Origin of the sequence: Allorhizobium pseudoryzae (assembly GCF_011046245.1) — a bacterium.
Lineage (GTDB): Bacteria > Pseudomonadota > Alphaproteobacteria > Rhizobiales > Rhizobiaceae > Neorhizobium > Neorhizobium pseudoryzae.
The window spans coordinates 774,028-795,035 of sequence record NZ_CP049241.1 but is presented as its reverse complement, the minus strand read 5'-3'; the positions used below and the strand labels follow the sequence as shown (position 1 = coordinate 795,035).

The 21,008-nt window shown below is 62.4% G+C and carries 15 protein-coding genes; 11 read left to right on the top strand and 4 right to left on the bottom strand.

Annotated features, from left to right (window positions below; all coding sequences use genetic code 11):
• Window positions 1-35 precede the first annotated feature (35 nt).
• The gene (gene olsB / locus G6N78_RS03880) at window positions 36-911 is read left to right on the top strand and encodes a l-ornithine N(alpha)-acyltransferase (protein WP_165215903.1); all 876 of its coding nucleotides are present in this window, start codon (window positions 36-38) and stop codon (window positions 909-911) included.
• A gap of 6 nt (window positions 912-917) precedes the next feature.
• Here the strand turns inward: olsB and G6N78_RS03875 are convergent, their stop codons facing one another.
• The 3 genes from G6N78_RS03875 to G6N78_RS03865 all read right to left on the bottom strand — a co-directional run bounded on the left by G6N78_RS03875 (window position 918) and on the right by G6N78_RS03865 (window position 3,909).
• The gene (locus G6N78_RS03875) at window positions 918-1,304 is read right to left on the bottom strand and encodes a type II toxin-antitoxin system VapC family toxin (protein ID WP_165215902.1); all 387 of its coding nucleotides are present in this window, start codon (window positions 1,302-1,304) and stop codon (window positions 918-920) included.
• The gene (locus tag G6N78_RS03870; RefSeq protein ID WP_165215900.1) at window positions 1,301-1,552 is read right to left on the bottom strand and encodes a type II toxin-antitoxin system Phd/YefM family antitoxin; all 252 of its coding nucleotides are present in this window, start codon (window positions 1,550-1,552) and stop codon (window positions 1,301-1,303) included. The genes G6N78_RS03875 and G6N78_RS03870 overlap by 4 nt, the downstream gene beginning before the upstream one ends.
• Window positions 1,553-1,614: 62 nt before the next feature.
• Window positions 1,615-3,909 (bottom strand): NADP-dependent malic enzyme, encoded by a 2,295-nt coding sequence (locus G6N78_RS03865; RefSeq protein WP_165215899.1) that lies wholly within the window; start codon window positions 3,907-3,909, stop codon window positions 1,615-1,617.
• Between the two features lie 194 nt (window positions 3,910-4,103).
• Between G6N78_RS03865 and mutS the strand changes: the two genes are divergently transcribed.
• The 4 genes from mutS (at window position 4,104) to murJ (ending at window position 12,705) form a co-directional block, all read left to right on the top strand.
• A complete protein-coding gene (gene mutS / locus G6N78_RS03860) occupies window positions 4,104-6,752 on the top strand; it encodes a DNA mismatch repair protein MutS (protein ID WP_370691506.1) in 2,649 nt (882 codons plus the stop codon).
• Window positions 6,753-7,103: 351 nt separating this feature from the next.
• The gene (locus tag G6N78_RS03855; RefSeq protein WP_165215896.1) at window positions 7,104-8,099 is read left to right on the top strand and encodes a helix-turn-helix domain-containing protein; all 996 of its coding nucleotides are present in this window, start codon (window positions 7,104-7,106) and stop codon (window positions 8,097-8,099) included.
• Between the two features lie 200 nt (window positions 8,100-8,299).
• Window positions 8,300-11,140: a [protein-PII] uridylyltransferase gene (locus G6N78_RS03850; protein ID WP_165215894.1), complete on the top strand. Its 2,841-nt coding sequence runs from the start codon at window positions 8,300-8,302 to the stop codon at window positions 11,138-11,140.
• Window positions 11,137-12,705 (top strand): murein biosynthesis integral membrane protein MurJ, encoded by a 1,569-nt coding sequence (gene murJ / locus G6N78_RS03845; protein WP_165215892.1) that lies wholly within the window; start codon window positions 11,137-11,139, stop codon window positions 12,703-12,705. The genes G6N78_RS03850 and murJ overlap by 4 nt, the downstream gene beginning before the upstream one ends.
• 7 nt (window positions 12,706-12,712) lie before the next feature.
• Here the strand turns inward: murJ and G6N78_RS03840 are convergent, their stop codons facing one another.
• Window positions 12,713-13,135, bottom strand: coding sequence for a YcbK family protein (locus tag G6N78_RS03840; RefSeq protein ID WP_165215891.1), 423 nt, complete (start codon window positions 13,133-13,135; stop codon window positions 12,713-12,715).
• A 354-nt stretch (window positions 13,136-13,489) separates the two neighbouring features.
• On the opposite strand from G6N78_RS03840, the gene G6N78_RS03835 reads away from it, so the two are divergent.
• The 6 genes from G6N78_RS03835 (at window position 13,490) to trpS (ending at window position 20,958) form a co-directional block, all read left to right on the top strand.
• The gene (locus G6N78_RS03835; RefSeq protein WP_165215889.1) at window positions 13,490-15,088 is read left to right on the top strand and encodes a peptide ABC transporter substrate-binding protein; all 1,599 of its coding nucleotides are present in this window, start codon (window positions 13,490-13,492) and stop codon (window positions 15,086-15,088) included.
• Window positions 15,089-15,154: 66 nt separating this feature from the next.
• Window positions 15,155-16,078, top strand: a complete 924-nt coding sequence (gene oppB / locus G6N78_RS03830) for an oligopeptide ABC transporter permease OppB (RefSeq protein WP_165215888.1) — start codon at window positions 15,155-15,157, stop codon at window positions 16,076-16,078.
• The gene (locus G6N78_RS03825; protein ID WP_165215886.1) at window positions 16,071-17,192 is read left to right on the top strand and encodes an ABC transporter permease; all 1,122 of its coding nucleotides are present in this window, start codon (window positions 16,071-16,073) and stop codon (window positions 17,190-17,192) included. The genes oppB and G6N78_RS03825 overlap by 8 nt, the downstream gene beginning before the upstream one ends.
• Window positions 17,193-17,194: 2 nt before the next feature.
• Window positions 17,195-18,802 (top strand): ABC transporter ATP-binding protein, encoded by a 1,608-nt coding sequence (locus tag G6N78_RS03820; RefSeq protein ID WP_165215885.1) that lies wholly within the window; start codon window positions 17,195-17,197, stop codon window positions 18,800-18,802.
• A gap of 216 nt (window positions 18,803-19,018) precedes the next feature.
• Window positions 19,019-19,420 (top strand): VOC family protein, encoded by a 402-nt coding sequence (locus tag G6N78_RS03815; protein ID WP_165215883.1) that lies wholly within the window; start codon window positions 19,019-19,021, stop codon window positions 19,418-19,420.
• A 473-nt stretch (window positions 19,421-19,893) separates the two neighbouring features.
• Entirely contained in the window at window positions 19,894-20,958 is a 1,065-nt protein-coding gene (trpS, locus tag G6N78_RS03810; protein ID WP_165215882.1) for a tryptophan--tRNA ligase, read from the top strand.
• Window positions 20,959-21,008: the final 50 nt, after the last annotated feature.

Sequence of the window (21,008 nt, the reverse complement as noted above, 5' to 3'; positions counted from 1 at the left end):
CTATGGGATTGACTACTGGAGACGGGCGATCTGCCATGACAATCGATTTTCTGGACCGCGATCCCACTCTTGATGTCGACAAGGCGCAGCAGGCCCTGAGGCAGCCGCAGACGGATGTCTTCGGCCGGATCGGCAGCCTCGAGACGCGCCTTGCCCGCAATGAACGGGAAGTGGATGCCGCCCAGGCACTGCGCTACCGCGTCTTCGTTGAGGAAATGCACGCGCAACTGCCGCCGGAAGCCATGCGCCGTGAGCGGGACATGGACATGTTCGACGATATCTGTGACCACCTTCTCGTCGTCGACACGGCAATCGAGGGTGATGCGGAAGACCAGATCGTCGGCACCTATCGCCTGTTGCGCCAGGACGTGGCAATGGCGCATGGCGGCTTCTATTCGGCCTGCGAATTCGACATCGCCCCGCTTCTGGAACGGCATCCGGACAAACGTTTCATGGAGCTTGGTCGCTCCTGCGTCCTCCCGCATTACCGCACCAAGCGCACGGTCGAACTGCTCTGGCAGGGCAACTGGGCCTATGCGTTGAAGCACAACATGCATGCCATGTTCGGCTGTGCCTCCTTCCCCGGCATTCATGCCGAAGAGCATGCGCTCGCCCTGTCCTTCCTGCACAAGACGGTGCTTGCCAAGGGCGACTGGTCGGTTTCGGCGAAGCCGGAACTCTTCCGCGACATGGACCTGATGCCGGAAGAGGCCATCAATCCGAAACGCGCTCTGATGGCGCTGCCGCCGCTCATCAAGGGCTATCTGCGCCTCGGGGCCATGGTCGGCAACGGTGCCGTGGTCGATCAGGCCTTCAACACGACGGACGTGCTGATCGTGCTGCCGATCGAATCGATTTCCGGCCGCTATCTCAATTATTACGGCGCCGACGCCGGTCGTTTTTCCAGCTGATCCGGTTCACACGAGCCGGATCGGTCCCTCGTATTGGGCGACGGTCGCATCCGAGGTGAGAAGAAGCATGTCTTCGTGGGTCGCCTGTGCGATCAGGAGCCGATCGAACGGATCCTTGTGAATGGGCGGCAGAGTCTCGACCAAGAGCGCGTGAAATGACGTTACCGACAGCTCTTCGAAGCCGTTGATCAGCAGGGCTCGATGCAAGGTTCTGGGCTCAAGACGGAAATTCACCTTTTTCAGCGCCTTCTTGATGGCCAGTTCCCAGATGCTGGCAGAGCTGAAAAACAGGATGTTTTCGTCATCTTCGATGATAGCCCGCATGTCCGCCGTCAGTTCGGCAGCGTCCTCAGCGAACCATGCGAGAATATGTGTGTCGGCAAGGACCTTCATTTCCCGTAGAACATCTCTTCGATGTCCTTGGCGTAGAGACTGTCGAAGTCTGAATGAAGGGATGCCTCACCCTTCAGGAACCCGGCACGACGCTTCCTCTTCGCAACCGGCTTCTCCTCCACCGGCAAAGGCACCACCTTCACCGCCGGTCTGCCGTCCTTTGCAATGACGAAGGCATCGCCCTTGGACGCCTCATCAACGAGACGCGCGAGATGCGACTGGGCTTCCTGTAGGCTGACCGTCTTCATGGAGGCCTCGCGTGGAATTCGACTTGAAGTCTAATCTACGCGAGACCCTCCGGCAAGAACGATCACATGGAGGCGTTGTAGGCGGCAATGGCCGCCATGTTCAGGATGTCGCTGTCTTTTGCCCCCATAGAGGTGATCTGCACCGACTTGTCGAGGCCGACGAGGAGCGGCCCGATCAGCGTCGAGCCGCCGAGTTCTTCGAGCATGCGGGTCGAGATCGCAGCCGAATGGATCGCCGGCATCACCAGCACATTGGCGGTGTTGGAGAGCCGGCAGAACGGATACTGCTCCATCCGGGCGGCACTCAAGGCGATATCGGCACCCATTTCGCCGTCATACTCGAAATCCAGGCGGCGCTGGTCGAGGATCTTCACGGCTTCGCGCACCCGTTCGGAGCGTTCGCCGCGCGGCTGGCCAAAGGTCGAATAGGCCAGCATCGCGACGCGCGGTTCGTAGCCCATGCGCCGCGCCATGCGGGCGGCCTCGCAGGCAATGTCCGCCAGCTCTTCCGCGCTCGGCATGTCGTGCACGGCCGTATCGGTCACGAACACCGTCCGTCCGCGCGAGACGACGATGGATACCCCGATCACCTTGTGGCCCGGCTTGGCATCGATGCAGCGACGCACGTCCGAAAGAGCCGTCGCATAGTTGCGGGTCGTGCCGGTCACCATGGCATCCGCATCGCCGAGCGCCACCATGCAGGCGGCAAAATGGTTGCGGTCGTTGTGGATCAGGCGCTGCACGTCGCGTTGCAGATAGCCTTCCCGCTGCAGGCGGGCATAGAGGTAATCGATATAGGCTTCGACGCGGTTCGACAGACGCGCATTGACGATCTCGATGCCCGGACGGTCCAGTTCGATGCCGGCGCGCTCTGCAGTGGTGCGGATGACATCGTCACGACCGAGCAGGATGGCCGTGCCGAGCCCTTGCGTGATGAAGGAAACGGCAGCGCGCATGACCTGCTCTTCTTCCGCTTCGGCAAACACAACGCGCTTCGGCCGGCGGCGCACCTGCTCGTAGATGCCTTGCGTGGTGGCGGCGATCGGATCGCGGCGGGCAGACAGTTCACGACCATAGGCGTCGAGATCCTCGATCACACGGCGCGCGGCACCGCTTTCGATCGCGGCCTTCGCGACAGCCACCGGAATGGCGGAGATCAGCCGCGGATCGAAGGGCACCGGAATGATATATTGTGGCCCGAAGCGGGGGCGCACGCCCTGGTACGCCGCGGCGACATCGTCCGGCACATCTTCGCGCGCAAGGTTCGCCAGCGCTTCGGCGGCGGCAATCTTCATCGCATCATTGATCTGCCGCGCCCGAACGTCCAGCGCACCGCGGAAGATGTAAGGGAAACCGAGCACGTTGTTGACCTGGTTCGGATAGTCGGACCGGCCGGTCGCCATGATCGCATCGTCGCGAATGCGCGCCACTTCCTCCGGCGTGATTTCCGGGTCCGGATTGGCCATGGCGAAGATGATCGGGCGCTCTGCCATGGAGCGGATCATCGCTTCGGTGAAGGCACCCTTCTGCGACAGGCCGAACACCACGTCCGCGCCCTTCATCGCCTCTTCCAGGGTGCGCCGGTCGGTCTTCACCGCGTGCGCGCTCTTCCACTGGTTCATGCCTTCGGTGCGACCCTGGTAGATCACGCCCTTGGTGTCGCAGAGAATGATGTTCTCCGGATTGAAGCCCATCGCCTTGATGAGTTCGATACAGGCAATGGCAGCAGCACCTGCGCCGTTGCAGACGAGCTTCGTCGTTTTCAGGTCGCGGCCGGTCAGTTCCAGCGCGTTGATAAGGCCGGCGGCGGCGATGATCGCGGTGCCGTGCTGGTCATCGTGGAAGACCGGGATATCCATCAGCTCGCGCAGGCGGCTTTCGATGATGAAGCATTCCGGCGCCTTGATGTCCTCCAGGTTGATGCCGCCGAAGGAGGGGCCGAGGTAACGTACGCAGTTGATGAACTCGTCGACATTTTCCGTATCGACCTCGAGATCGATGGAATCGACGTCGGCGAACCGCTTGAAGAGGACCGACTTGCCCTCCATCACCGGCTTGGAGGCCAGCGCGCCCAAATTGCCAAGGCCGAGAATGGCGGTGCCGTTGGAAATAACCGCCACCATGTTGCCGCGGGTCGTGTAGTCATAGGCCGTGGCCGGGTCGGCGGCGATGGCCTTCACCGGCACGGCGACGCCCGGCGAATAGGCAAGCGACAGGTCGCGCTGCGTCGCCATCGGCTTGGTCGGCATGATTTCCAGTTTGCCGGGGCGACCGGTGCTGTGGAAATCAAGTGCCTCCTGCTCCGTCACCGATGCACGCTTGCGTGGGGTTCCCTCCGTGCGGCTGTCCTTCACCATGTCTCCTCCAGCATGTTGTGGGCATCCGGCCAGGCACGGACACGCTCTGTTGTGTTATCGGGGGAATAATCGATAAGGTCGCCAGCCAGACCGCGCAACAAAAAATGGCCGGAACGCTCTTGGAACGCCTTACATCAGAAGCCTTGAATGCAGCAGAACTCATCTCGCCGGAGAGCCGCGCGACGGCGACCCCGATGATGGAGCAGTATATCGAGATCAAGGCGAACAATCCGGATTCGCTGCTCTTCTATCGCATGGGCGATTTCTACGAGCTGTTCTTCGAGGATGCCGTGGAGGCCTCGCGTGCGCTCGGCATCACGCTCACCAAACGCGGCCAGCACATGGGCCACGATATCCCGATGTGCGGCGTGCCGATCCATGCGGCGGATGACTATCTGCAGAAGCTGATTTCGCTCGGCTTCCGGGTCGCCGTCTGCGAACAGGTGGAAGATCCGGCAGAAGCCAGGAAGCGCGGCTCGAAATCCGTCGTCAAGCGCGATGTCGTGCGGCTGGTCACACCCGGCACGCTGACGGAAGAGAAGCTGCTGTCGCCGTCGGAATCCAATTACCTGATGGCGCTTGCGCGCATTCGCGGCGGCGCCGAGACGCAGATGGCGCTTGCCTGGATCGATATTTCCACCGGCGTTTTCCGGCTGGCGGAAACGACGCCGCTGCGCCTGCTGGCGGATATCCTGCGCATCGAGCCGCGCGAATTGATCGTGCCGGACACGGTCTTCCACGATCCCGACCTCAAGGCGACCTTCGACATTCTCGGCCGCATCGCGGTGCCGCAGCCGGGCGTGCTGTTCGACAGTGCGACGGCCGAGAGCCGCATCACCCGCTATTTCGGCGTCGGCACGCTGGATGGTTTCGGAACGTTTTCGCGTGCGGAACTGGCGGCGGCGGCGGCCGCAGTCGCCTATGTGGAAAAGACGCAGATTGCCGAACGCCCGCCCTTGAGTGCGCCCGAGCGCGAAAGCGGCGCCTCCACCCTCTTCATCGATCCGGCGACACGCGCCAATCTGGAACTCACCCGAACGCTGTCGGGGGACCGGGATGGCTCGCTTTTGAAGGCGATCGACCGCACCGTCACCGGCGGCGGTGCGCGCCTGCTCGCCGAGCGGCTGATGTCGCCGCTCACCGATCCCGACAGCATTAACGGCCGCCTCGACAGTGTTGCCTTCCTGATCGACGAGCCCTCGCTGTGCGGAGAGTTGCGCACCGCGCTGAAACACGTACCCGACATGCCGCGTGCCTTGTCTCGGCTGGCGCTCGACCGCGGCGGCCCGCGGGATCTCGATGGCATCCGCCAGGGGCTGTCTGCCGCACGCCGTGTCGCGGATCTGCTGGCACCGGCACTGCTGCCGGATGAATTGTCGGTGGCGCTCACGGATCTCCAGGCCTTGCCGCTGTCGGTCGAGCAGTTGCTCGCCGAAACGCTGTCCGACGAGATGCCGCTTCTGAAGCGCGACGGCGGCTTCGTGCGTGACGGTGCCTTTCCGGAGCTCGATGAAGTGCGGGCGCTGCGCGACCAGTCGCGCCGGGTGATTGCCGGTCTGCAGCTGCAATATGCGGACGAGACGGGTATCAAGTCGCTGAAGATCAAGCACAACAATGTGCTGGGCTATTTCATCGAAGTGACCGCCGGCAATGCCGGGCCGATGACCGATACGCCGGAGGCCAAGGCGCGCTTCATCCATCGCCAAACCATGGCGAACGCGATGCGCTTTACCACGACCGAACTGGCGGATCTCGAAAGCCGGATCGCCAATGCCGCAGACCAGGCGCTCACCATCGAGCTCGATGCCTTCGACAAGATGACCTCTGCCGTGCTGGCGGCTGCCGATGCGATCAAAGCCGGTGCGCGGGCGCTTGCGGTGATCGATGTCGCGGCAGGCCTCGCCCTTCTCGCCGAGGAGTGGAACTACTGCCGGCCGGATGTGGATGGCTCCCGCCAGTTCTCAATCGAAGGCGGACGGCATCCGGTGGTGGAGCAGGCGCTGCGCCGCCAGTCCTCCGGCACCTTCATTGCCAATGACTGCGATCTCTCGCCGAAGGTCGATGGCGGCTTCGGCGCACTCTGGCTGCTGACCGGCCCGAACATGGGCGGTAAATCGACCTTCCTGCGCCAGAACGCGCTGATCGCCATTCTCGCCCAGATGGGCTCCTTCGTTCCGGCCAGCCGTGCGCAGATCGGCGTGGTGGATCGTCTGTTTTCCCGCGTCGGGGCCTCCGACGATCTGGCGCGGGGTCGTTCCACCTTCATGGTGGAAATGGTCGAGACGGCGGCGATCCTCAATCAGGCGACCGACCGCTCGCTGGTGATCCTGGACGAGATCGGCCGCGGCACCGCGACCTTCGACGGCCTGTCGATCGCCTGGGCGGCGGTGGAGCATCTGCATGAGGCAAACCGCTGCCGCGGCCTCTTTGCCACCCATTTCCACGAGCTGACGGCGCTGTCTGAAAAGCTGAACCGGCTGTCGAACGCCACCATGCGGGTGAAGGAATGGGATGGCGACGTCATCTTCCTGCACGAGGTCGGTCCCGGCGCGGCGGACCGTTCCTACGGCATCCAGGTGGCGAAACTTGCCGGCCTGCCGGAGGCCGTTGTCTCCCGCGCCCGCGATGTGTTGAACAAGCTGGAAGATGCCGACCGCAAGAACCCGGCCAGCCAGCTGATCGACGACCTGCCGCTTTTCCAGGTGGCGGTGCGCAAGGAGCAGGAAAAGCGCGGCCCGTCCAAGGTGGAAGAGGCGCTGAAGGCGATCAACCCTGATGACATGACCCCGCGCGAGGCGCTCGATGCGCTCTATGCCCTGAAGAAGCAACTCGTGTCGGCATAACACCCCCTCTGGCTGCCGCCATCTCCCCCACAAGGGGGGAGACCGGACACAGCACCGTCGCCTTCCGCGGAGAGGGTTATCAGGAGACACTTCTATCGTCTGACGCATATCCCCGCTGTGGGGGGCAGCAACTGCAGGAGGCGCTCGCATCCGGTTCTCCCCCCTTGTGGGGGAGATGGCGGCAGCCAGAGGGGGATTTTGCTCCTGAACCAAGAACGACCGCTCGCTCAACCGAGGTGGCAATGCGCCCCCTCCGACTGGTCACAAGCGAGATGCTTTTCACCCCTGCGCATTGGTCTGGAACATGGTAAGGGCGTCCTCGATCATGGTTGAGATCTCAAGGCGGCGCATTTGCTTTCCGTTCCACTTCCCTTCATCGCCGGCCTCGTCGTCGCACTGATCCTCTACCGCAACCTCAAGGGCGTGGAAGCGCCCGGGTCGCGGCGTTATCTCATGGCTTTCCTCTGCCTCTACGCCCTGCAGGGGATGATCATCGGCCTGCGCTTTGGGTATGGTGTCCAGCCTCTGATGCTGGTGCAGCCGGTGACGGCGGCGATCATGCCGCCGCTCGCCTATCTTGCCTTCCGGGCGCTGTCCTCGGCGCCAGTGGCCAATCCGTGGCCGCATGTTCTTCCGCCGCTGCTACTGGCGCTGGGCGTCGCCTTCGCGCCCTGGTTTGTCGATCCGCTGCTGCTTGTCATCTTTCTGGGCTATGCGGTGGTGATCTGGCGTCTGACGGTTGAGGACGAGATTACGGAGCCGGCACTGCAGAAAACCTCGGCCGTCGTGAGGGCGGCGCGGGTGACCGCCATCCTGCTGATCTTCTTTGCGTTCACCGATGCGCTTCTGTCGGCCTTCACCTTCTTCTACGGCAATGATTATGTGCCGATGGCGGTGACGGGCATGAACATCGGCGCCATCCTTATTACCGGCATCTATTACCTCTGGCCGGAGCGGGAAGTCATCTCGCCGGCTGAGATACAAAAGACGAACCTCCATATCTCGCCGGAGGATGAAGCGGCCCTCCAACGCATCCGCACGGCACTGGATGCCGAGGCGCTTTATGCGCAGGAGAACCTTAGCCTCGCCAGGCTGGCGCGAAAGGCGCAGATGCCGGCCAGGGATCTCTCCGCCGTCATCAACCGGGCAACCGGCCTCAATGTCTCGCAATTCGTCAACAATCGCCGCATCCGGGAGGCCTGCCGTCTGCTGGAAGAAACTGACAAACCGCTGACCACGGTGATGTTCGACTGCGGCTTTTCCACCAAATCCAACTTCAATCGGGAATTCCGCCGCGTCACAGGCACCAGTCCGTCGCAGTGGCGGACCCTCAAAAGACAACACTGAACGGTAACGGCTCGGAAACCACCAAGGGCAAAAGTTGACTTGCAGGCGGTAAGCAGATCATACCATGAACCGCTTTGAAAGGGATTGGGCTGAACTGTGCCGCAGTGATCCAATCCAAAGGAATTGTGTTCCAGGCTGAAACCTCCGTGCAAGCGTGCGGTGTCATGGCTGGAGCGTGCGGGGCGCAGCGGCAGGAAGACATGGCAAGACAGGAAATCGACTACACGGAACTGCTGGATGTGGACGGCCTGCGCCGGGATTGCGAGGCCATCCTGAAGCGCGGTTCGATGAAGCTTTTGGAAATGCGCGCTGCCCTTCTGCCTCTCTTCCGCCGCGCCAGCAACGAAGGACGCGACAAGGCGCGCGAACTTCTGGCGAAGGATGGCAGCGGGCTGAACTGCGCCGAACGCATTTCCTGGGTCCAGGATCAGTTGATTGCCGCGATCTACGAGACGGTGACGAAACACCTCTACAAGGCCGCTGCCGAAAAGGTATCCGTCACCGCCGTTGGTGGTTACGGCCGCGGAACGCTGGCGCCGGGGTCCGATATCGACCTGCTGTTCGTCCTGCCGCCGAAGAATACCGAGGACATGCGCAAGGCGGTCGAGTTCCTGCTCTATATTCTCTGGGACCTTGGCTTCAAGGTTGGTCACGCCACGCGCACGGTGGATGAATGCATCGCGCTGTCCAAGCAGGACATGACGATCCGCACGGCCATTCTCGAAATGCGTCCGATCTGCGGCAATGTGGCGCTGGCCGACGAATTGCAGACGCGGTTCGATGCGGAAATCGTCAGCAATGGCGGACAGGATTTCATCCTGGCCAAACTGGCCGAGCGCGATCAGCGCCACCAGAAGGCCGGCGATACCCGCTATCTGGTCGAGCCGAACGTGAAAGAAGGCAAGGGTGGCCTGCGCGATATCCAGACGCTGTTCTGGATCGCCAAATATCACTACCGCGTGCGGGACACCGCGCAACTGGTGAAGCTCGGCGTTCTCTCCCGCCAGGAACTGCGCCTGTTCCAGAAGGCGGAAGATTTTCTCTGGGCGGTACGCTGCCAGATGCATTTCCTGACCGGCAAGGCCGAGGAGCGCCTGTCCTTCGATATCCAGCGCGAGATCGCCGAAAGCCTCGGCTACCATAACCGCGCGACGCTTTCGGCCGTCGAGCGCTTCATGAAACACTATTTCCTGGTGACGAAGGATGTCGGCGACCTGACCCGCATTCTCTGCTCGGCGCTGGAGGAAGAGCAGGCAAAACCGGCACCGGGCCTGACCGGCGTCATCTCCCGTTTCCGCCGCCGCGTCCGCAAGATCCCCGGCAGCTCCGATTTCGTCGAGGATCAGGGCCGCATCGCGCTGGCCGATCCGAATGTCTTCAAGCGGGATCCGGTCAGCATCATCCGCCTCTTCCATGTGGCGGATCTGCATGGTCTGGAATACCACCCGGATGCCCTGAAGGCCGTCACCCGCGGCCTTTCCCTCATCAATGACGACCTGCGCGAGGATGCCGAGGCCAACCGGCTGTTCCTGTCGATCCTCACATCGCGGCTCGAACCGGCGCTGACGCTCCGACGCATGAACGAGGCTGGTGTTCTCGGTCGCTTCATCCCGGAATTCGGCAAGATCGTCGCGATGATGCAGTTCAGCATGTATCATCACTACACGGTCGATGAACACCTGATCCGCGCCGTCGAGGCGTTGTCCAACATCGACAAGGGCCGTTTCGCCGACGAACATCCGCTCGCCAACAAGCTGATGCCGCATATCGAGGAACGCGAGGCGCTCTACGTCGCGGTCCTGCTGCACGATATCGCCAAGGGTCGCCCGGAGGATCATTCGGTGGCCGGCGCCCGCGTGGCCCGCAAGCTCGGGCCCCGGTTCGGTCTCAAGCCGAAGCAGGTGGAACTCGTCGCCTGGCTGATCGACCAGCATCTCCTGATGTCGATGGTGGCCCAGACCCGCGATCTGCACGACCGCAAGACGATCACCGATTTTGCCGAGAAGGTGCAATCGCTCGACCGGCTGAAGATGCTGCTGGTTCTGACCATCTGCGATATCCGGGCAGTCGGCCCCGGTGTGTGGAACGGCTGGAAGGGGCAGTTGCTGCGCACGCTCTATTACGAGACGGAACTGCTGCTCTCTGGCGGCTTTTCTGAGGTGTCGCGCAAGGAGCGCGCCAAGGCGGCGGAAGAGACGCTGGCGAACGCGCTGGAATCCTGGAGCCAGAAGGACCGCAAGACCTATTCGCGGCTGCATTATCAGCCGTATCTGCTCTCGGTCGCTCTTGAAGACCAGGTGCGGCACGTGCATTTCATCCGCGAGGCGGACAAGGCCGGCAAGGCGCTCGCCACCATGGTGCGCACCGACAGTTTCCGCGCGATCACCGAAATCACGGTGCTCGCACCGGACCATCCGCGCCTTCTCTCCATCATTGCCGGCGCCTGTGCGGCAGCCGGTGCCAACATCGCCGATGCGCAGATCTACACCACGACCGATGGCCGGGCGCTCGACACCATCCTCATCAATCGCGAGTTCCAGAACGCCGAGGACGAGTTGCGCCGCGCTGCCACCGTCTGCCGCATGATCGAAGACGTGCTGGCCGGTAAGAAGCGCCTCCCGGAGGTGATTGCTACCCGCGCCAAGGCGAAGAAGCGCAACAAGACCTTCACCGTGCATCCGTCTGCGACGATCTCGAACACGCTGTCGAACAAGTTCACCGTCATCGAGGTCGAAGGTCTCGACCGTCCGGGCTTGCTCGCCGACATGACGGTGGTGTTGGCGGATCTGTCGCTCGACATTCATTCGGCGCGCATCACCACCTTCGGCGAAAAGGTGATCGACACCTTCTACGTGACGGACCTCGTCGGCCAGAAAGTGACCAACGAGAACCGCCAGGGCACGATCGTGCAGCGGCTGAAGACGGTGATTTCCGAGCAGGAGGACGAGTTGCGCCGGGGCATGCCGTCCGGCATCATCGCGCCGGATCCGGCCGCTGTCGCCGCCGACAATGCGCCGCGCAAGAACCGGGCTGAAGCATGAGCCTCGTCAAGAAGTTCGCGACCGTTGGCGGCGCCACGCTCGGCAGCCGCCTGTTCGGCTTTGCCCGTGAAACGCTGATGGCGGCAGCGCTCGGCACCGGGCCGATGGCCGACGTGTTTTACGCCGCCTTCCGCTTTCCGAACCTTTTCCGCCGCCTGTTTGCCGAAGGCGCCTTCAATGCCGCCTTCGTGCCGCTCTTCTCCAAGGAGATCGAGGCGAACGGCGTCGATGGCGCCAAGCGCTTCTCGGAAGAGGTCTTCGGCGTCCTGTTTTCCGCGCTGCTGGTCATCACCATTGCCATGCAGCTCTCGATGCCCTTGCTGGTGCGTTACATCATTGCGCCGGGTTTTGCCAATGATGCGGAAAAGACGGCGCTGACGATCCGCATGGCGATCGTCATGTTCCCCTATCTCATGTGCATGTCGCTGACGGCCATGATGAGCGGCATGCTGAATTCGCTGCACCACTTCTTTGCCGCCGCGATTGCGCCGGTCTTTTTGAACCTGGTGATGATCAGCGTGCTGTTCTACGCACTCTGGAATGGCGCCGATCCGCTGCAGACCGCCTGGTACCTTTCCTGGAGCGTGCTGGTTGCCGGCGTGCTGCAGCTGGCCGTCGTCTATGTCGGCGTCATCCGCGCCGGCATCAGCATCCGCTTCCGCATGCCGAAAATGACGCCGAACGTGAAGCGCTTGCTGATCCTCGCCATTCCGGCGGCAATCACCGGCGGCATCACGCAGATCAACCAGATCATCGGCCAGGCGATTGCATCGGGCAAGGAAGGCGCGATTGCCGCCCTTCAATATGCGGACCGAATCTACCAGCTGCCGCTCGGCGTGGTGGGCGTCGCCGTCGGCGTCGTGCTTCTGCCGGAACTTGCCCGTGCGCTGAAGGCCGGGCACATGAAGGAGGCGGAAGGCATCCAGAACCGTTCGCTGGAATTCGTGCTGTTCCTGACGCTTCCTGCCGCCGGCGGGCTTTGGGTGCTCTCCGAGGCCATCATCCGCGTGCTTTACGAGCGCGGCGCGTTTTCGGCCGACAATACGGCGGTGGTTGCCTCGATCCTTGCCATCTACGGCCTGGGACTGCCCGGCTTCGTGATGATCAAGGCGCTGCAGCCGGGTTTTTATGCGCGCGAAGATACCCGCACGCCGATGCGCTTCACCATCGTCTCGGTGGTGGTCAATTCGGCGCTCGCCATCTCGCTCTTCCCGCTGATCGCCGAGCGCGGCATTGCGACGGCCGAGGCGACGGCGGGTTGGATCAATACGGCGCTGTTAATCTCGACGCTGTTGTGGCGCGGCCACCTCAAATGGGAATGGGCGCTGGCGCGGCGCACCATCCTGCTGCTGGTTTCGACCGGCGTGATGTGTGCGGCGCTCACCTATGCGCTTGGATTCGCCAGCCCCTGGCTGACCCCGGAGACGGGTCTCCTCCATCAGGTGATGGCGCTGTTTGTGCTGATCGGTGTCGCGATGGTCGTCTACTTCGCCACGGCCTTCGTGATTGGCGGTGCCGATCTCGGCATGATCCGCCGCAACCTGAAGCGCCGGCCAAAGGCCTGATGAGGCGTCAGCAATAGACCCAGCGGCGTTTCGGCCCCACATCCACGTGGATGATGCCGTTGCAGTAACGGCCGATGCCGCCGATGCCAGGAGCAGTCGAGGCGGCCGCGACGATCGCCCGGTCGGAAACGCCCGGGACCCGGATGTCGGCCGCCAGGCAGTGGCTGTGCTGCGAGGTGCCCGAGCGCGGGCGGTGCCCCGATGTGACGACCGGCTTGCGGCCGGTCTTCACCGCGATATGCGCCAGGATGGCTTCCAGTTTTTCCGGAAAACACTCCGTTTTCACGCTGACACGCTGAACCGTATAGGCCGCGCTGTAATCATGGGTGAACAGGTTGCCGCGACGTTTTTTCGCGCCGGTGGTGTCCGCCGCGACCGCGGAAGAGAGAGACATCACGCTCGCAAGCGCGACGCAAAACAGTCTACGCATGGATGCTCCACTTTTCAGAAAGCCGGCCGGGTGCGGCGGGCTGTGTGTGGTGGAGCATTTCGTTTCAGAAAGTGGCCTGAATAAGAGGAATTTTGCTCAAAGTGATGATTAATACGCCTTTAATGCTAACGGCTGTTAATGTTCTCGTTAGGCGTGTGCATAAACTTGCCTTCTAGCCTCATAGATTGTTGACCTATTCCTAAATCTCGGATTTAAGCCCGCTCCTTACCGTACCGACCCGAACAAATCTGCGTATGGCCGGCCTGATGTGACGTCTCGGCTATTGTTTTCCGAGCAAGTTTCGCATTTTGTGCCGGCAATACCCATAAGAAACCGGGGAAAAAGGAGAAACCTATGCTCTTCCTCAAGCGGACCTTGGCAACAACCGCACTTGCCGGTGCACTCGTGCTCGGCGCGTCTGGCGCCTTTGCCGAGACGGTCCTTCACCGTGGCAATGCCGGCGAGCCGCAGACGCTCGACTACGCCCATATTTCGATCAGCATCGAAGGTTTCATCGTCAAGGACCTGCTCGAAGGCCTGACGATCTATGATGCCGCGGGCAAGATCGTGCCGGGCGCTGCCGAGAGCTGGACCATCTCGGATGATGGCACCGTCTACACCTTCAAGATCCGCGACAATGCCAAGTGGTCCGACGGCACCCCGGTAACGGCCGCTGATTTCGAATTCGCCATGCACCGCGTCGAGGACCCGAAGACGGCTGCCGAATACGCCAACATTCTCTACCCGATCAAGAATGCCGAGAAGGTCAACAAGGGCGAACTGCCGATCGACCAGCTGGGCGTGAAGGCTGTGGACGACAAGACCTTCCAGATTACCCTGGAACGTCCGACCCCCTTCTTCCTGCAGCTTCTCGCCCATTACACGGCTCTGCCGATCAGCAAGGCGAACTTCGAGAAGTTCGGCGATCAGTACATCAAGCCGGGCAACATGGTCTCCAACGGCGCCTACAAGCTGCAGGCCCACGTGCCGAACGACACGCTGACGGTGGTCAAGAACGACCAGTACTGGGATGCGGCCAATGTGAAGATCGACAAGGTCATCTTCTACCCGATCGATGACGATGCCGCCTCCGTCCGCCGCTTCGAAGCGAAGGAAATGGACCTCGTCTACAATTTCTCCGCCGACCAGATCAAACGCCTGCGCGAAAGCTATGGCGAACAGGTGCATGTGAGCCCGGCGCTCGCCACCTATTACTACACCTTCGACACCCGCGAAGCGCCCTACAGCGATGTGCGCGTGCGCACCGCGCTCTCTATGGCCGTCGATCGCGACTTCCTGGCGAGCGAAATCTATTCCGGCGCCCAGCTTCCGGCCTACCACCTGGTGCCGCCGGGCATGGAAGGTTATGGCGAAGGTGCCGTTCCGGACTGGGCCTCGCTGTCGCAGATCGACCGTGAAGACAAGGCGATCGCGCTGATGAAGGAAGCCGGTTACGGCGAAGGCGCAAAGCCGCTGTCGATCGAGATCCGCTACAACACCAACGCCAACCACGAGCGCGTGGCCACCGCCGTCGCCGACATGTGGAAGAACACGTTTGGCGCCAACGTGTCGCTGGTGAACCTCGACGTGGCTTCGCACTACGCCTACCTGCAGGAAGGCGGCAAGTTCAACGTCGCCCGTGCCGGCTGGTCTGCCGACTATGCCGACCCGGAGAACTTCCTGGCGCTGAACATCAGCACCAACAAGACCTTCAACTACGCGAAGTACAACAGCCCCGAGTTCGACAAGCTGATGCAGCAGTCCTACGAGGAGAAGGATCCGGCCAAGCGTATGGACCTCATGAAGCAGGCGGAAGCGCTGATCAGCCGCGACCAGCCGATCGCGCCTCTGATGAACTCGGCCGACCTCTGGCTCGTTTCGTCGCGCATCTCCGGCTGGGTTGACAACTCCGTCAACGAGCACCTGTCGAAGTTCCTGAGCGTCTCCGAATAATCCGAACGAGGGAGAATGACGCGCGGTAGCCTTTAAAGGCTGCCGCGCGTCCGTTCTTTTCAGCCCATGATCAGTTTTGTCCTCAGACGACTGATGAGCGCCGTGCCCACGGTCTTCATCGTCGTGACAATTTCGTTCTTCCTGATGCGCTTTGCGCCAGGTGGACCGTTCAACCTGGAGCGCCCTTTGCCGCCCCAGACCATGGCGAACATTCTCGCCACCTACCAGCTCGACCAGCCGCTGTGGAAACAGTACATCCATTATGTCGGCAATGCCGTGACCGGCGATTTCGGCCCGAGCTTCATCTACAAGGATAACACCGTTGCCGAGCTGATCGGCAAGGCGCTGCCGTATTCGATGCAGCTCGGTTCGATGGCGATCCTCATCGCTCTCATCGGCGGCGTCCTGCTCGGCACCATTGCGGCGCTGCGCCAGAACAGCGTACTCGATTTTTCCCTGATGGCCTTTGCCACCGTCGGCGTCACGGTGCCGAACTTTGTCGTCGGCCCGGTGCTGACGCTGATCTTTGCGGTGATCCTCTCGTGGCTGCCGGCGGGGGGCTGGGGCGACGGTTCCCTCCAGTTCCTCATCCTGCCGATGATCGCGCTGGCCCTGCCGCAGCTGGCGGTCTTTGCGCGCCTCACCCGCGGCGCGATGATCGAGGCGCTGCACACCGATCATATCCGCACCGCCAAGGCTTACGGCCTTCCGTCGCGGGTCGTCGTCGTCACCCACGCGCTGCGCGGCGCCATGCTGCCGGTCGTCTCCTATCTTGCGCCCTGTGCCGCGGCCCTTCTCACCGGCTCCGCGGTGGTGGAAAGCATCTTCACCATTCCTGGCGTCGGCCGTTATTTCGTGCTCGGCGCGCTGAACCGCGATTATCCGCTGGTGATGGGCACCGTCATTCTCGTCGCGATCTTCGTGATCGTCTTCAACTTGGCTGTCGATATCGCCTACGGGCTCCTCGACCCGAGGGTCCGCCATGACTGATATTTCCGCAACATCCCCGACTGTCGAAGGCCGCAGCCTCGGCCAGCTCGCCTGGCTGCGCTTCCGTCGCAACAGGGCGGCCATGGGCGGCTGCTTCATGCTGCTCCTGATCGGCCTCTTCTCGTTTGCAGGCCCGCTCTTCGTGCCGCATGCCTATGACGAGGTCTTCCCGTCCTACGTCACCATTCCGCCGAGCCTCGATCCGAGGCCAGACCCGAAGAGCCTGGAGGACGTGGCGGCAACCGCTGCCAAGCGTGCCCGCCTGACGCTCGAAAAGTTCGAGCTGGAAAACGGCGTCTTTACTGCGACCGTGACCTCGACAAGCCCGATCGATCCCCGCGCCGTGCGCTATTTCGACCGGGTGAACGAGTTCAAGAATACGCAGGTCAAGGAAACCGCCGCCGACCAGAAAAGCCTGGTACTGACCGGCACGGTGGACCAGAAGTATTTCTTCTTCGGCACCGACAGCAATGGCCGCGACCTGATGGTGCGCGTCATGCTGGGCGGGCAGATCTCGATCGCGGTCGGTCTCGCCGCCTCGCTCGTCTCGCTCGGCATCGGCGTCGTCTATGGCGCGACCTCCGGCTATCTCGGCGGACGGGTCGACAACATCATGATGCGTCTGGTGGAGATCCTCTATTCGCTGCCCTTCGTCTTCCTCGTGGTGGTGCTCGTCGTCTTCTTCGGCCGCTCGGTCATGCTGATCTTCATTGTGATCGGCGCGGTGCAATGGCTGGAAATGGCCCGCATCGTGCGCGGCCAGACCCTGTCCTTGAAACGCCGCGAATTCGTCGGCGCGGCCCAGGCGCTGGGACTGACCGACTGGCAGATCATCCGCCGCCACATTATCCCGAACACGATCGGTCCGGTCATCGTCTTCGTCACCGTTGTCGTGCCGCAGGTGATCCTGACGGAAAGCTTTCTCTCCTTCCTCGGTCTCGGCGTGCAGGCGCCGCTCGCCAGCTGGGGAACGCTGATCTCGGAAGGGGCGAAGAACATGCAGAACGCCCCCTGGCTGCTGATCTTCCCGTCGATCTTCTTCGTGCTCACGCTGTTTTCGCTCAATTTCGTCGGCGACGGCCTGCGTGATGCCCTCGATCCGAAGGACCGCTGATCATGGCAACTGAGAACACCAACAAGCCGGTGCTGACGGTCGAGAACCTGAAGGTCACCTTCACCACGCCGGATGGCGAGGTCGAGGCGGTCAAGGGCACCAGCTTCTCCGTCGCCAAGGGCGAAACGCTCGCCATCGTCGGCGAAAGCGGCTCCGGCAAGAGCCAGACCATGATGGGCATCATGGGGCTGCTGGCCGCCAACGGCCGGGTCTCGGGGTCTGCCCGCTATGGCGACAAGGAACTGGTCGGCGCCGGCCTCTCCGACCTCAACCGGGTGCGCGGCTCCAAGATCACCATGATCTTCCAGGAGCCGATGACCTCGCTCGATCCGCTTTATACGATCGGCAAGCAGATCGCTGAGCCACTGATCCATCACCGCGGCATGGGCAAAGGCGAAGCGCGCGCTCGCGTGCTGGAACTCCTGAAGCTCGTCGGCATCCCGGAACCGGAACGGCGCATCGACAGCTATCCGCACGAAATGTCGGGCGGCCAGCGCCAGCGCGTGATGATCGCCATGGCGCTTGCCAACGAACCGGACCTCCTGATCGCTGACGAGCCGACGACTGCGCTCGACGTGACGATCCAGGCGCAGATCCTCGATCTTCTCGCCGACCTGCAGAAGCGGTTCGGCATGGCGATCGTGCTGATCACCCATGATCTCGGCGTCGTCAAACACATGGCCGATCGGGTGATCGTCATGCGGCGCGGCGATATCGTCGAACAGGGCACGCGCGACGAGATCTTTGGCAATGCGCAGCATGACTATACCAAGATGCTGCTCGCCGCCGAACCCTCCGGCGCCAAGGCGCCACCGGCGGAGAAGGCACCGGTCATTCTGGAAGGTCGCAACGTCACGGTCGATTTCGAGATCGGTTCCGGCTTCCTGTTCAGGAGCAGCCGCAAGTTCCGGGCGGTGGATGCGGTCAACGTGACGCTCCGCCAGGGCCAGACGATCGGCATCGTCGGCGAATCCGGATCGGGCAAATCGACGCTCGGCCGGGCGCTGCTGCGTCTGCTGGAATCGGATGGCCGCTACCGTTTTGAGACGAACGACATTTCGCTGCTTGACCGCAAGGCCATGCGGCCCTTCCGCCGCCAGATGCAGCTGGTCTTCCAGGACCCCTACGGTTCGCTCTCGCCCCGCCAGACGGTGGGCGAGATCATCACCGAAGGGCTTTACGTGCACGAGCCGGCGCTCTCCAAGGCCGACCGCGACAAGCGGGCGATCGAGGCGCTGAAGGAGGTCGGGCTCGACCCGGCGGCTCGCAACCGCTATCCGCACGAGTTTTCGGGCGGCCAGCGGCAGCGTATCGCCATCGCCCGCTCGATGATCCTGAAGCCCAAGGTGGTGATCCTCGATGAGCCCACCTCGGCGCTCGACCGTTCGGTGCAGCGGCAGGTCATCGAGCTCCTGCGCGACCTGCAGCAGAAGCACGATCTCTCCTATGTCTTCATCAGCCACGACCTGTCGGTCGTCCGGGCGATCTCGGACCACGTGGTCGTCATGAAGAACGGCAGGATCGTCGAGGAGGGGCCGACGGAAGACATCTTCGAGAGCCCGGCGCAGGATTATACCAAGGCCCTGATCGCCGCGGCCTTTACGCACTGATCTGCCGTCTTCCGTCATGCTCGGGCTCGTTCCGAGCATCCACAACCCTTTGGATTTGCTCGACGTCGGTAGATCCTCGGCACAAGGCCGAGGATGACGGCGGATAGGCATCACCCGGCGTCCGGCTTTGGCCGGGCGCTTTTGTTGCTTTGGGTGGGCGGTTGCGCATCGTTATTGCGGCATGCTCATGTGGTAAAGCCCAAACCGGAGGCCAGTATGCCGCACAATTCGCTCTTCCTCGTGACGCTGATCGTGGATGATTACGATCGCGCCAAGACCTTCTATTGCGACACACTCGGTTTCGACTGCGTCTTCGACATGCCCCTCCCGGAAGAGGGCAAGCGCTGGCTGGTGGTAAAGCCGAAGGGCGGCGAGGGGGCGGGGCTGCTGCTCGCCCGGGCCGACGGCGAGGTGGAGCAGGCAGCGATCGGCAACCAGACCGCCGGGCGCGTGAGTTTCTTCCTGAAAACCGACGATTTTGCCCGCGACCACGCGGCTTTCCTGGCTAAGGGCGTGCGTTTTCTCGAGGAACCGCGTCATGAGGCCTATGGCACGGTCGCGGTGTTTGCCGATCTCTACGGCAATCTCTGGGATCTCATCGAGCATGCTGAGGGTTGATCGAGGTCTGCCCCTCACCCTAACCCTCTCCCCGTTTTGACGGGGAGAGGGGACGAGATTGCGGCGACCTTGCCATTCCCCCTGCTCGCCTGGTGAACCCAGGGGAGGAAGAAACTGCTGCGATTCCAGTCTCTGGAAAGGCCATCTTCGCCTAGAGGCCATACAATCCACGTTGCCGCAGGGGGTGCACGACGCGCGGTGTTTGACGCCGGCGCCACAGGCACGAAAGTCCCCTCTCCCCGCTTGCGGGGAGAGGGCTAGGGTGAGGGGCTGTGTCGGCACACCCAAGATGGGGCACAAGATTAAACTCGTCCTGTTGTCACCCAGCCCCTTGATCGAATGCCCGCTGCTATGCTTGATGCGCGGCGTAAACACCCTGGCCCTCAAGGGCGGGACGCGGAGAGATCGTCACCCTCTCCGATGCCCCGTTTCCCGAAAGCCTGTGGCCCTCCACCAGCCTTATCGAGGACGATATGAACAGCTTCAAGCCGCTTGTCTTTTCCGGCGTCCAGCCGACCGGCAATCTCCATCTCGGCAATTATCTCGGCGCGATCCGCAAATTCGTGGCGCTGCAGGAGAACAACGACTGCATCTACTGCGTGGTCGATCTGCATGCCATCACCGCTCAGCTCGTGCATGACGACCTGAAGGGTCAAATCCGTTCGATCGCGGCGGCCTTCATCGCGTCCGGCATCGATCCGGTCAAACATATCGTCTTCAACCAGTCGGCCGTGCCGCAGCATGCGGAACTCGCCTGGATCTTCAACTGCGTCGCACGCATCGGCTGGATGAACCGCATGACGCAGTTCAAGGACAAGGCCGGCAAGGATCGCGAAAATGCCTCGCTCGGCCTGCTCGCCTATCCGAGCCTGATGGCGGCCGACATCCTGGTCTACCGCGCCACCCATGTACCGGTCGGCGACGACCAGAAGCAGCATCTGGAACTGGCGCGCGACATTGCCCAGAAGTTCAACATCGACTTCCAGGACAAGATCCGCGCGACCGGCCAGGGTGTCGACATGGTCGTCGGCGAAGAGCCGATCCATGGCTATTTCCCGCTGGTCGAACCTCTGATCGATGGCCCGGCGCCGCGTGTGATGTCCTTGCGCGACGGCACGAAGAAGATGTCGAAGTCGGATCCCTCCGATCTGTCGCGCATCAACCTGATGGACGATGCCGACGAGATCCTGAAGAAGATCCGCAAGGCAAAGACCGATCCGGATGGCCTGCCGTCCGAAGTCGAGGGACTGAAAGGGCGCCCAGAGGCCGACAACCTCGTCGGCATCTATGCAGCCCTTGCCGACAAGACGAAGGAACAGGTGCTTGCCGAATTCGGCGGCCAGCAGTTCTCCGTCTTCAAGCCGGCGCTCGCCGATCTCGCCGTCGAAATCCTCGCGCCGATCAGCACCGAGATGCAGCGCCTGCTCGGCGATACCACCCACATCGACGCGATCCTGAAGGATGGCGGCGAACGCGCCCGCGCCCGCGCCGAAGCGGTGATGGACGACGTTTTCGATATCGTCGGTTTCCTGCGCTGATCAGACCATCCACGCCCGTTCTGCCCGCCGGTCCCCAGAGGATCGGCGGG